The sequence below is a fragment of the Bradyrhizobium betae genome (assembly GCF_004123905.1).
Classification (GTDB): domain Bacteria; phylum Pseudomonadota; class Alphaproteobacteria; order Rhizobiales; family Xanthobacteraceae; genus Bradyrhizobium; species Bradyrhizobium betae_A.
This window is the reverse complement of record NZ_MZXW01000016.1, coordinates 717,496-729,470: the sequence shown is the minus strand read 5'-3', so window position 1 is coordinate 729,470 and position 11,975 is coordinate 717,496. Positions and strand designations below refer to the sequence as shown.

The window sequence follows — 11,975 nt, the reverse complement described above, 5'->3', positions numbered from 1 at the left end:
GGCATCACCGCGACGATTGTTGCATCACATTTGAAAAATTGTCGGCGTTACCGCCAGGGCAGGAATTCACTCAGATGTTCAACACGTTGAAACATGCATCAACGCGCACCGCGTTGCTCGCAGCAACGCTCTTCGCAACTGCAACAGGCGCATTCGCGCAAGCGCCGACCGAGGCCCAGAAGAGCGCCATCCGCTCCGCATGCCGCTCGGACTTCATGGCGCATTGCTCGAGCGTGACGCCCGGCGGCGTCGAAGCTTATCAATGTCTCCAGAGCCACATGTCGAGCCTGTCGTCGGGATGCCAGACCGCGGTTCGCGCGGTCGAGCCGGCTGCGGCGCCGAAGACCGAAGCTGCGCCGGCCAAATCCGAACCGGCCAAATCTGAGCCGGCAAAGACGGAAGCTGCGCCGGCCGCCGAGGCGAAGCCGGCTACTGCTGCTCCGAAAGCTGCCGCCGCAAAGCAGCCAAGCAGCGCGCAGGTATCCGCGGTCAAGAGCGCGTGCCGCGCCGATTATCCCAAAGTCTGCGCCAGCGTGCCGCCGGGCGGTGCGCCCGCGCTCGAATGCCTGGAGAAGAACAAGGCCAAGGTGTCGCCGGCCTGCGCGAAGGCCGTGACCGCCGCGACCGGCGGTGGCGGCGCAACAGCCGCAGCGCCAGCGAGCGGTGCTGCACCGGCTGGTGCAGCAGCACCGGCAGCCACGCCCGCCGTGATCGTGCTTCGCCCGCTGCGACCGCGCGAAGAGCTGTTCATCGTACGCTCGGCCTGCGGCGCCGACATCCGCACGCTCTGCGCCGGCGTCGCGCCGGGCGGCGGCCGCATCGTGCAATGCATCGCGAGTAATGCGGCGTCGCTGTCACCCGCCTGCAAGGATGTGCTGGCCCCGTTCGCGGCGCAATGAGGCCGCATACGATGGCGCGCCAAAGTTCGCGGCAATGACGAACGGCGGGCGCGAATGAATTTTCGCGCGCCTGCAACGACAAACCTTTTTGCAAATGTCCGATTTCAATCACGACAAGACCGGGAGGATAATATGCGGGCTCTGCTGCTCATCGCTTCTGCAATTTTTGCTTTCGCCGCGACTATGACGTTCGAGGCCACCGACGCCAATGCGGTGGTGTGCGCCCGCGGCGTCTATCGCGCCGGTTGCGCCGGGCCGAACGCGGCCGTCGTGGTCCGCAAGCCGGTTCCGGTGGTCCGCTGCAGCCGGGTGCTGGTGAACGGGGTCTACGTGAAGCGCTGCGTCTGACGCGCGAATAGCCAAGCCGTCGCGGTTTGGCTATGATTTGCAATGTCACTGCTTCGGACACACGCGATGCGCGTGTCCGGGCGTGTGATTTGGCGCGCCTTCGATAATTCCGCTGGCGTGAGAGGCCGGAGCCCATTAGGCTACCCCTAGATAGTAAGTATACTGTCAATTAGGGAGGCAGACGTTGCGGATCGCCGTGATTGGCGGGGGGCCAGGTGGGCTCTACTTCGCCTATCTCTGGAAGAAGCGTCATCCCGAGGATCAAGTCGACCTGTTCGAACAGAACCCGGCCGACGCGACCTGGGGTTTTGGCGTCGTGTTCTCCGACCAGGCGCTGGAATTTTTGCGCGCGGATGACCCCGAGACGGTCGACGCGATCGCGCCGCATATGGAGAGCTGGGAGAACATCACGCTGAACCTCGCCGGCGACAATGTCGCCATCGACGGTGTCGGCTTCTCCTCGATCGGCCGGCTGGAGCTGTTGCAGTTCCTGCAGCAGCGCGCGCTCGATGCCGGCGTCACGCCACGGTTCGACACCCAGATCCATGCGATCGACCAGCTCAACGGCCACGATCTGATCGTCGCCGCCGACGGGCTGAACTCGCTGGTGCGCCGCGCCTATGAGGGCGATTTCGGCACGTCGCTGTCCTACTCGTCCAACAAATTCGTCTGGTACGGCACCTCAAAACGCTTCGACACGCTGTCGCAGACGTTTGTGAAGACCGACCGTGGCGCCTTCAACGCCCACCACTACCGCTACTCGCCGACCATGAGCACCTTCCTGGTCGAATGCGACCACGCGACGTGGCAGGCCTACGGCTTCGCCTACAAGGACGTCGAGCAGTCCAAGGGCGTCTGCGAAGAGGTGTTTGCCGACACGCTGGGCGGCCATTGCCTCGTCTCCAACAAATCGGTCTGGCGCAATTTCCCCTGGGTCTGGAACGAGCACTGGTCGTTCAAGAACATGGTGCTGATCGGCGACGCCCTGCATTCGGCGCATTTTTCGATCGGCTCGGGCACGCGGCTTGCGATCGAGGATGCGATCGCGCTGGTCAAGGCGCTGGAATCCGATGCGCATCTGACCACCGCGCTGCACCGCTACCAGGCCGCGCGAAAGCCGGTGGTGCAGAAGCTGGTCAATGCCGCCCGCACCAGCGCTTTCTGGTACGAGCATTTCGCCCAGCACATGCAGCTCGATCTGGTGGACTTCGCCTACAGCTACATCACCCGCTCCGGGCGCATCGACGATGCCCGCCTGCGCCACATGTCGCCGGCCTTCATGGCGCGTTACGAGGCCGCCAAGAACGGCGCGGACAAGGGCAGAGACGCGGACGGCGAGGCGACCGCATGAGCAACGAGATCAGCGACCAGGTGCCCGTCGACAGCGCGGGCGCCCGCGAGATCGGCTTTGCCGTTCCTGATGTCTACAACGCCAGCCGTGTGCTGTTCGACAATCTTGCCAAGGGTCACGGCGACAAGCTGGCGCTGATTGGTCCCGCGGGCACGCGGACCTATGCCGAGCTCTGCGCAGAGGCTTGCCGCTGGGGCAATGGCTTCACCTCGCTCGGCCTGAAGCGCGGCGACCGCGTGCTGCTGTTCCTCGACGACACGCCGTCCTACCCGGCCGCCTTCTTCGGCGCAGTGCGCGCCGGCTTCGTGCCGCTGCTCATCAACACGCTGACGCCGCCGGATCTCTTGCAATTCTATCTCGCCGATTCCGGCGCGAGCGTCGCGGTCGCCGAGTCCGAATTCTGTGCGCGCTTCAACGCCGAGGCGTGCAAGGACACGCGCCTGCGCACGTTGATCGTCGTCAACGGCGAGGTCGGCGATCACGCCGCGCCAGCGGCGGTCGGAGTGGCGAGCTGGCTCGCCCAATTCCCGACCGAGCTGGACGAAGCCGGCACCCATCGCAACGAGATGGCGTTCTGGATGTACTCCTCGGGCTCGACCGGCCGGCCCAAGGGCATCGTGCATCTCCAGCACGACATGCCCTATAGCGAAGTCGCGTTCGCGCAGAACGTGCTGAAGCTCACGCCGGATGACATCTGCTTCTCGGTGCCGAAAATCTTCTTCGCCTACGGTTTTGGCAATTCCGTCACCTTCCCGTTCTCCACGGGTGCAGCGACGCTGCTGCTGCCGGGACAGCCGAAGCCGGCGGCGATCTTTGCAGCGATCGAGCAGTACAAGCCGACGGTCTTCTTCGGATTGCCGACGCTCTACACCTCGCTGACCAAGGCCGAGGGCGCGGCAAAGACGAATTTTTCCTCGCTGCGCATGGCGCTGTCCGCAGCCGAAGTGCTTTCGGCCGAAGTCTTCAACGGCTGGAAGACGCTCACGGGGCTCGAGATCGTCGAAGGCCTCGGCTCGACCGAGGTGCTGCACATCTATCTCTCGAACCGCCCCGGGCAGAAGAAGCTCGGCGCCGCCGGCCTGCGCGTGCCCGGCTACGAGGTCGCGCTGCGCGACAAGGAGGGCCGCGACGTCGGCGACAACGAGGAAGGCATCTTGTGGGTACGCGGCGATTCCAACACGCCGCTGTACTGGAACCGGCCGGACAAATCCGCCGAGACCATTCGCGACGGCGGCTGGATCTACACCGGCGACCGCTTCGTCCGCGATGCCGACGGTTTTCACTTCTTCCGCGGCCGCGCCGATGACCTCATCAAAATCTCGGGCCAGTGGGTCTATCCGCTCGAGGTCGAGCTGTGCCTCGCCGACCACCCCGACATCCGCGAATGCGCGGTGTTCGCCGCCGAGCTGCCTGATCGTCGCATGACGCTGAAGGCGGTGGTGGTGATGAACAACCGTGCCGGCGACCAAGGCGAAGTTACACGGCGGCTCCAAGACTATGTGAAAGGCAAGCTGCTGCCCTACAAATATCCGCGCGAGGTGATCTTCATCGACGAGCTGCCGAAGACCGGCACGGGGAAGATCGATCGGCAGGCGTTGTTGCGGATGTGAGTATCGCTGTCATCGTCCGGCTTGACCGGACGATCCAGTATTCCAGAGGCGGTTTGTGATTGAGTCGAGAGGCCGCGGCGTACTGGATTCCCCGCCTTCGCGGGGATTGACAGCGGACAAACTCAGCCTGCCTTTCCCAGATGCTCCAGCGCATCCTCGGCCCGCAGCGGCACCCGCGAAGCCTCGTTGTTGAGGTCGACGAGCTGGGCCATCAGCCCCATCAATGCCTTGCGCTCAGCGGGTTTCAGCGGCTCCAGCATGCGCGCCTGGGCGCGCTCGACGGCGGGGATGATCTCGCGCAGGATCGCCGCGCCGGACTTCGTCAGATGGAGCAGCTTGATGCGCTTGTCCTCGGGCGCCGGCTTGCGCTCGACGAAATCCTTGGCTTGCAGCCGCTCGATCACGCTGCCGAGCGTGGAGCGGTCGAAGGCGATCACCGCCGACAGCCGCGTCGCGTCGATTCCGGGATGGGTGTGGATCGCGATCAGCGCTGCGTATTGCACCGGCGTCAGGTCGAACGCCTTGCACTCCTCCATGAAGATCGAGACCGCGATCTGCTGCATGCGCCGGAACAGATAGCCCGGCGCGGCATAGACGGCGTCGATCGTGATCGGAGGAGAGGGCTTACTCGGCATCGGGCTGCTTCTCCGGGGCGGCGTTGGCAAAGGCCGGCAGCGCTTTTGCCGCGGCTTCCGCCTTCAGCAGGCGCGGATAGGCCGACACGTCGACGCCGAAGCGGCGCGCATTGGCAAGCTGCGGCACGAGGAAGAGATCGGCGAGCGTCGGCGCATCGCCGAAGCAGAACGGCCCCGGCTCGTTCCTGATCAGCGTTTCGCAGGCCGACAGCCCCTCGCGGTTGACCCAGGCTGCCCAGTCCTGGACCTTCTCTTCGGCAAGGCCAAGCTCACGTAACCGCGCCAGCACCTTCAAATTCTGCACCGGGTGGGTATCGCAGGCGATCGCCAGTGCGAACGCCCTCACCTTGGCGCGCTGCAACGCGTCCTTCGGCAGCAGCGGCGGATGGGGGCGGGTCTCGTCGAGCCATTCGATGATCGCGACCGATTGGGTCAGCACTACGCCCGCATCGCTCTCCAGCGCGGGCACCAGGCCTTGCGGATTGATGGCGAGATAGGCCGGCGCACATTGTTCGCCCTTGCGGAGATGATGCGGCAGGTGCTGGGCGCCGAGGCCCTTGAGGTTCAGCGCGATCCGCACGCGATAGGCGGCGCTGGAGCGGAAATAGCCGTGCAGCTTCATCAAAGCCCTCCCGTGAATTTTCTCATTACTTAGCAATCTTGGCTGCCATTGACGCTACAAAGATTGTCAGTATGCTGTCAATCTACAGAAAAAACGATTGGAGGCGCGCCATGGAAGCCGTGACAAAGACGCCGGAACGCGAGGCGTTCTACAAGAAGATCGACGGCGAAAATCTCACCGCGCTGTGGACGGTGATGAGCGATTTGATCACCCCGGAGCCCAAGAGCGCCTGCCGGCCGCACCTCTGGAAGTTCGATGTCATCCGCGACTACATGACGGAGGCCGGCAAGCTGATCACCGCCAAGGAAGCCGAGCGGCGCGTTCTGGTGCTCGAAAACCCCGGCCTGCGCGGCCAATCAAAAATCACGACCTCGCTCTATGCGGGCGTGCAGATGGTGGTCCCCGGCGACGTCGCGCCCGCGCACCGCCACAGCCAGTCGGCGCTGCGCTTCGTGCTCGAAGGTAAGGGCGCCCACACCGCTGTCGACGGCGAGCGCACCGCGATGGAGCCGGGCGACTTCATCATCACGCCGTCGATGACCTGGCACGATCATTCCAACGAGACCGACGAGCCGATGTTCTGGCTCGACGGTCTCGACATTCCCCTGGTGCAGTTCTTCGACTGCTCCTTCGCGGAAGGATCCAAGGAAGACCAGCAGAAGATCACAAGGCCCGCCGGCGACAGCTTTGCCCGTTACGGCCATAATCTGCTGCCCGTCGACGTCAAGAGAAGCTCGAAGACCTCGCCGATCTTCAGCTATCCCTATGCCTACACCCGCGAAGCGCTGGAGAAGGCGAGGGCGAGCCAGGAGTGGGACGCCTGCCACGGGTTGAAGCTGAAGTTCAGCAATCCCGAGACCGGCGATTTCGCGATGCCCACCATCGGGACGTTCATCCAACTGCTGCCGAAGGGATTTGAGACCGCGCGCTATCGCGCGACGGATGCGACGGTGTTCTGCCCGATCGAGGGCCGGGGACGCAGCCGGATCGGCGACGCCGTTTTCGAATGGGGCCCGCGCGATCTGTTCGTGGTGCCGAGCTGGCAATGGGTGACGCACGAGGCGGATGACGATGCCGTGCTGTTCAGCTTCTCGGACCGGCCGGTGCAGCAGAAACTGGATCTGTTTCGCGAGGATCGTGGAAACGCGTGACGGCGTCGCCTGCTAACCACATTCGTCATTGCGAGGAGCTCTTGCGACGAAGCAATCCAGAATCCCGCGGCGGAAAGATTCTGGATTGCTTCGCTGCGCTCGCAATGACGGGCGTGGCTACCGCCAGTGCAACAACCTTGTCTCCAGCCAGCCGATCACCTTCCCCACCACCAGCCCGAACACCGACAGGATCACCACGCCCGCGAGCAGCTGATCGGTCTGCATCAGATTGCCGGCCTGGAGCACGAAAGCGCCGATGCCGTATTGCGCGCCGATCATTTCGGCGCTGACGACGAGCAAGAGTGCCACTGACGCCGTGATACGGAAGCCGGCGAGGATCGCGGGCAGCGCGCCCGGCCAAACCACCTTGCGCACGATGGTGGCGAAGGGGACGTTGAAACTCTGCGCCATGCGGATGAGGTTGCGCGGCACCGCATCGACACCGCTATAGACCGAGATCGCGGTCGAGAAGAACACCCCTAACGCAATGGTCGCGATCTTCGGCTCTTCGCCAATGCCGAGCCAGAGGATCAACAGCGGCAGCAGCGCGATCTTCGGGATCGGGAACAGCGCCGAGATGAAGGTGATGCCGACGCTGCGCGCCAGCCGCGACAGGCCGATGGCGAAGCCGACGGCGACGCCGGCCGCGGTCCCCAGCACCCAGCCGACACCGATGCGGAGCAGTGAGGCCGAGAGGTGCTGCCAGAGCGCACCCGACTTGGCGAGCTCGTAGATCGCCCGCACGATTGCGGATGGCGCCGGCAGGAACAGCGGATTGACGAGGCCGGCGCTGCCGGCGGCCTGCCAGATCGCGATGACGAGGGCGAGCGCGATCCAGCCACCAAAACGGCTCGACGCGGGCACGAAGCCCGCGCCGCGAAACCGGACGCGCCGTGTCGTGTCGTCCTTCACAGGCTTGCCCGCGCGATCAAGCATGCTGGACCTCGCGCTCGGCATCGATCGCCTCGTTGCGGATCAGCGACCAGATCTGGTTCTGAAGCGCGAGCAGCTTTTCACGCGCAGCTGCTTCACCGCGCGCGGCGCGCGTCATCGGCACCGTCACGACCTCGCGAATGCGGCCCGGGCGGCGCGACAGCACCACGATGCGGTCGGCGAGCCGTGCCGCCTCCTCGAGATTATGGGTGACATAGACCGCGCCCATGCCGCCATCGGCGAGCAGGCGGACGAAATCCTCCATCAGCAGCTCGCGCGTCTGCGAGTCCAGCGCCGAGAGCGGCTCGTCCATCAGCAGGATGGCAGGCTTCACCGCAAGTGCGCGCGAAATGCCGACGCGCTGGCGCATGCCGCCGGACAGCTGCTTTGGATAGGTTTTGCGAAAATCGGTCAGCCCGGTGCGGCGCAGAGCATCCTCGACCAGCGCGCGGCGCTGCGTTGCCGAGAGCTGCGTGTGCAGCAGCGGGAATTCGACGTTCTCCTCGACCGTCGCCCAGGGCAGCAGCGCAAAATCCTGGAACACGAAGGTCAGCGGATTGAGACTGTCCGCTGGCGGCGCACCGCGCAGCTCGGGCGCGCCGGAGGTCGGCTGCAACAGCCCGCCGAGGATCGACAGCAGCGTGCTCTTGCCGCAGCCGGACGGACCGACGATCGCCACCACTTCGCCGGCACTGACGGCGAAGGAGACGTCGTCGAGCACGGCGAGATCGCCGAAGCGGTGGGAGATGTGGTTGGCGATCAGGTCCATGCGGTGCCCTCCACTCTCAAGCCGTCATCCTGAGGTGCTCGACTTGCGGCACGCCGCAAGTCGAGCCTCGAAGGATGAACGGCCCGGATGCAGCTCGGCCGTACATCCTTCGAGGCTCGCCCCGCCGTGTTCTCGCACGGCCGAGCTCGCACCTCAGGATGACGGAGCGAGAAGGGTGCGCGCATCAATCAATCCGCCTTCACGAATTCCTTGGCGATGATCGCATTCGCATCAAAACCCTTGTCGGCAAAGCCCTGCTCCTGGAGCCATTTGATCTGGTTGTCGACATTCTTCACGTCGAGCTTGCCGTCGGGATCGATATAGGCGCAATTGCCGACCACCTGCTCGACCGGCAGATTGGTGTATTTGGCGATGATCTCCAGCAGCGGTTTTGTCTGCTCGTTGATCGGGGCAACACCGTCCTTCATCGCGGCGAGGACGACGTCGTGATATTCGCGGTCGGCTTTCGCCAGCACGCCGAGCAACTTTGTCACCAGCGGCTTGTTGGTCAGCGTCTTCGGCGAAGCGAACACCGCGCCGAGCTGCCAGGGCGTCTCGTCGCCGACCCAGCCCAGAAACTTTGCCCCGCCCTCGTCCATCAGCTTGCGCGCGGTGGAGATCGGCAGCAGCGCCGCATCGACGGTCTCGCCTTTCAAGGCGGCAGCCGCGTTCGACAGCGATTGCAGCGGGACGATCTTCACCTCGGCGAGCTTGAAACCGTATTTGTCGGCAAGCAGGCCGAGCGAATAGTGAAAGCTCGATCCGACCTGCGTCATGGCCACGCGCTTGCCCGCGAGGTCCTTCGGCGTCTTCAGACCGCTCGCATAGGCATTGTTGCTGGCGAAATAGCCGATCAGGGGATAGCCTGATTTCTCGCGGCTCATGCCGCCGATCACTTTGAGCACGCCCTTGCCGGCGAGATTGTAGAGTCCCGCAGTGAAGGCGGTGACGCCGAAATCGATGTCACCCGAAGTGGTGGCGACCGCGATCGGCTGCGCCGCGTCGAAGAACTTCAGCTCGACGTCGAGGCCCGCCTCACGAAAGTAGCCCTTGTCCTGGGCGATGAAGACCGGCGCGGAGGACGACAGGCGGAGGACGCCGATTTTGGCCTTCAGCGCGTCTTCGGCCCGGGCTGCGCCCATCGCCATGATCGCCACCAGGCCGGCAGCCGCGAGCCGCGCAATCCCGATCATCCCGTTTCCTCCAGTGGTTCTCTTGGTCGTTCTGTTACAGCTGTCACAAACCTTCGGGCACGGGCTGGTCCCGCCCGATGAAGGCGCCCTGTTGTTTCAACGTTTCCTGCAATTTTTCAATGGGGATTTCGCGTGGAATCCGGTTTCCGGAGAGCGCCAGCGCGGCGGCGGAACCGGCTGCCTCCCCCATCACGAAACAGGCACCGGAAACCCGCGCCGCCGACTGGCCCTCATGGGTCATCGAGGCACAGCGCCCGGCGATCAGAAGATTGTCGACGCCTTCGGGCACCAGCATACGATAAGGCAGCTCGTTATAGCCGCGCGATTCCGGGATTGGCGGAAAAGTGAAAACGACATCGCCGGGAACATGGGCCTCGATCGGCCAGCCGTTGACGCCGATCGAGTCCTCGAACGAGGCGCAGCCGAGCACATCCTCGCCGCTGAGCTGGTAGCCGCCCTTGATGCGACGGGTCTCGCGGATGCCAAGCTGCGGCGGCAGGTCGACGATGTAGGATTTTTCAAACCCCGGCACCGTGCGCAGGAATTCGAACGCCGCGAGCGCCTGCTTGCGGCCCTCGATCTCGCCGCGGGTGAGATCGTCGGGCTCGACGCCATTGATGGCGTGGCCGTCCTCGCGCGCCACCTGCGTAAAATTCACCCGCCATTCGATGCCGGACTTTTGCGGCCGCACGATCGCGCTTTTCCGCGGGAATGTGTGGGTGCCGGCGGCGAGCGCCTTTTCCATCAATTGCGGAATGGTGCGCCAGGCATCGCCCGCCTTCTCTGGATCGATGCCGTTGAGACGGAGCATCATCGAGGGGTACATCGGATGGCCGTGCTCGTCGCCGATCTCGAACGGCGCGCCGGCCCACACCGCAAGATCGCCGTCGCCGGAGCAGTCGATGAAAATCTCCGAGCGCACCGCCTGCCGGCCGGCCTTGGTCTCGACCATCAGCGCGTCGATGCGGCTGTTATCGCCCATCATCACGCCGGCGCCAAGCGCGTGGAAGAGGATGTGGACCTTGTGGCTCGCCAGCAGCTCGTCGGCCGCGATCTTGTAAGCCGCGGTGTCGTAAGCCTGGGCGAAGACCTTGCCGAGGATCAGATGCGGCGCGTTCAGGCCGTTCAAGCGATCGATCCGCGCCAACAGCTCGGACGCCATGCCCTGCACCAGCCGATGGGCTTGGCCGTAGACATTGCCATGCAGGCCACAGAAATTGGTGACGCCGGCAGCGGTGCCCATGCCGCCGAGAAAACCATAGCGCTCGATCAGCAGCGTCTTCCGCCCGGCGCGCGCCGCTGACGCCGCCGCGACGATGCCCGCTGGTCCGCCGCCCAGCACGACGACTTCATATTCGCCGTAGAGCGGCACTTGGCGTGCTGGTTCTTCGATCGTCGTGGCCCGCATGGCGCGTCCTGTCCCTGAAAATCTTGCTTGGCGCCGACTATGAATTAACGCGAGCCGGGCTACAATCCACCAAAATAAGCGATCAGCTTTCGCGAATCGAGAAAGGTCGAGATGGACATCCTGGTGAACCTTCGGGCCTTCCTCGCCACCGCGGACGCCGGCGGATTCTCGGCCGCCGGGCGAAAGCTTGGCGTCTCCACCTCGGTTGTCGCAAAACGCGTCACGCAGCTGGAAGCGCGGATCGGCACGCCGTTGTTTCACCGTTCGACCCGGCAATTGCGGCTCACCGACGCCGGCCAGCGCTACGTCCATCGCTCGCGTGGCGTCGTCACCGACGCCACCGATCTGCTCTCGCGGATGGGCGAGAAGGGGCACGACCTCGTCGATCACCTCCGCATCAAGGCACCGACCTCGCTCACCGTGGCGCGGCTCGCCGATGTCTTCAGCACGTTCCAGACGCAGAACCCGCGGCTAAAACTCGAGATCGTGCTGATCGATCGTCCCGTCGATCCCGTCACCGAAGGCTTTGACATCGCCATCGGCGCCTTCCCGCATTCCTTCGGCGGCGTGGTCGACGAACCGCTGTGTGCACTGAAGCGGCTGCTCTGCGCCTCGCCGGCCTATTTGAAGAAGCACGGCACGCCAAAACATCCGCGCGATCTCGTCGAGCACCGCTGCCTCAGCTTTATGCCGACCGGCCCCGAATGGATCTTTGAGGGGCCACGCGGCCGCATCAGCATCCAGGTCAGCCCGCTGCTCTCCTCCAACGAAGGCCATGTGCTGGCGCGCAGCGCGATCGCCGGCAACGGCATCGCGCTGATGTCGCATTATCTCGTCGCAGACGCGTTGCGTAATGGCACGCTCAAGCCGGTGCTGCGCGACTTTCCGATTCCGGAATTGTGGGTGAAGGCGGCGATCCCCGAACGGCGACGCAACGCCGCCGCGGTGCAGGCGCTGCTGACTTTGCTGAAAGCATCACTCGCGCCGTCGCTGTGAATTGCGGTGCCGTAGCCCGTATGGAGCGCAGCGGAATACGGGGACGCCGGCCCCGGATTG

12 protein-coding genes are annotated in these 11,975 nt (G+C 64.5%); 6 read left to right on the top strand and 6 right to left on the bottom strand.

Annotated elements, in window-relative coordinates:
* Positions 1–74 precede the first annotated feature (74 nt).
* The 4 genes from B5V03_RS13685 to B5V03_RS13670 all read left to right on the top strand — a co-directional run bounded on the left by B5V03_RS13685 (position 75) and on the right by B5V03_RS13670 (position 4,208).
* A complete protein-coding gene (locus B5V03_RS13685; RefSeq protein WP_129270814.1) occupies positions 75–899 on the top strand; it encodes a cysteine rich repeat-containing protein in 825 nt (274 codons plus the stop codon).
* A 132-nt stretch (positions 900–1,031) separates the two neighbouring features.
* Positions 1,032–1,247 carry a hypothetical protein gene (locus B5V03_RS13680; RefSeq protein ID WP_129270813.1) on the top strand — a complete coding sequence of 72 codons (216 nt, stop codon included), beginning with the start codon at positions 1,032–1,034 and terminating at the stop codon, positions 1,245–1,247.
* Between the two features lie 184 nt (positions 1,248–1,431).
* Entirely contained in the window at positions 1,432–2,598 is a 1,167-nt protein-coding gene (locus B5V03_RS13675; protein WP_164987983.1) for an FAD-dependent monooxygenase, read from the top strand.
* A complete protein-coding gene (locus B5V03_RS13670; RefSeq protein ID WP_129270812.1) occupies positions 2,595–4,208 on the top strand; it encodes a benzoate-CoA ligase family protein in 1,614 nt (537 codons plus the stop codon). The genes B5V03_RS13675 and B5V03_RS13670 overlap by 4 nt, the downstream gene beginning before the upstream one ends.
* A gap of 122 nt (positions 4,209–4,330) precedes the next feature.
* Here B5V03_RS13670 and B5V03_RS13665 read toward each other — a convergent pair whose 3' ends face one another.
* Together B5V03_RS13665 and maiA are read right to left on the bottom strand one after the other, a co-directional pair.
* Positions 4,331–4,843 carry a MarR family winged helix-turn-helix transcriptional regulator gene (locus B5V03_RS13665; protein ID WP_129270811.1) on the bottom strand — a complete coding sequence of 171 codons (513 nt, stop codon included), beginning with the start codon at positions 4,841–4,843 and terminating at the stop codon, positions 4,331–4,333.
* Positions 4,833–5,465: a maleylacetoacetate isomerase gene (gene maiA, locus B5V03_RS13660; RefSeq protein WP_129270810.1), complete on the bottom strand. Its 633-nt coding sequence runs from the start codon at positions 5,463–5,465 to the stop codon at positions 4,833–4,835. The genes B5V03_RS13665 and maiA overlap by 11 nt, the downstream gene beginning before the upstream one ends.
* Positions 5,466–5,575: 110 nt before the next feature.
* Between maiA and gtdA the strand changes: the two genes are divergently transcribed.
* Positions 5,576–6,616, top strand: a complete 1,041-nt coding sequence (gtdA, locus tag B5V03_RS13655; protein ID WP_129270809.1) for a gentisate 1,2-dioxygenase — start codon at positions 5,576–5,578, stop codon at positions 6,614–6,616.
* Positions 6,617–6,733: 117 nt separating this feature from the next.
* Here gtdA and B5V03_RS13650 read toward each other — a convergent pair whose 3' ends face one another.
* The 4 genes from B5V03_RS13650 to B5V03_RS13635 all read right to left on the bottom strand — a co-directional run bounded on the left by B5V03_RS13650 (position 6,734) and on the right by B5V03_RS13635 (position 10,919).
* Positions 6,734–7,552 (bottom strand): ABC transporter permease, encoded by an 819-nt coding sequence (locus tag B5V03_RS13650; protein WP_164987982.1) that lies wholly within the window; start codon positions 7,550–7,552, stop codon positions 6,734–6,736.
* Positions 7,545–8,318, bottom strand: coding sequence for an ABC transporter ATP-binding protein (locus B5V03_RS13645; protein WP_129270807.1), 774 nt, complete (start codon positions 8,316–8,318; stop codon positions 7,545–7,547). The genes B5V03_RS13650 and B5V03_RS13645 overlap by 8 nt, the downstream gene beginning before the upstream one ends.
* A 188-nt stretch (positions 8,319–8,506) precedes the next feature.
* A complete protein-coding gene (locus tag B5V03_RS13640) occupies positions 8,507–9,511 on the bottom strand; it encodes an ABC transporter substrate-binding protein (protein WP_129270806.1) in 1,005 nt (334 codons plus the stop codon).
* 43 nt (positions 9,512–9,554) lie between these two features.
* Positions 9,555–10,919, bottom strand: a complete 1,365-nt coding sequence (locus B5V03_RS13635) for an FAD-dependent oxidoreductase (RefSeq protein ID WP_129270805.1) — start codon at positions 10,917–10,919, stop codon at positions 9,555–9,557.
* Between the two features lie 111 nt (positions 10,920–11,030).
* Here B5V03_RS13635 and B5V03_RS13630 point away from each other — a divergent pair, with 111 nt between their 5' ends.
* Positions 11,031–11,915, top strand: coding sequence for a LysR family transcriptional regulator (locus tag B5V03_RS13630; RefSeq protein ID WP_129270804.1), 885 nt, complete (start codon positions 11,031–11,033; stop codon positions 11,913–11,915).
* Positions 11,916–11,975 lie beyond the last annotated feature (60 nt).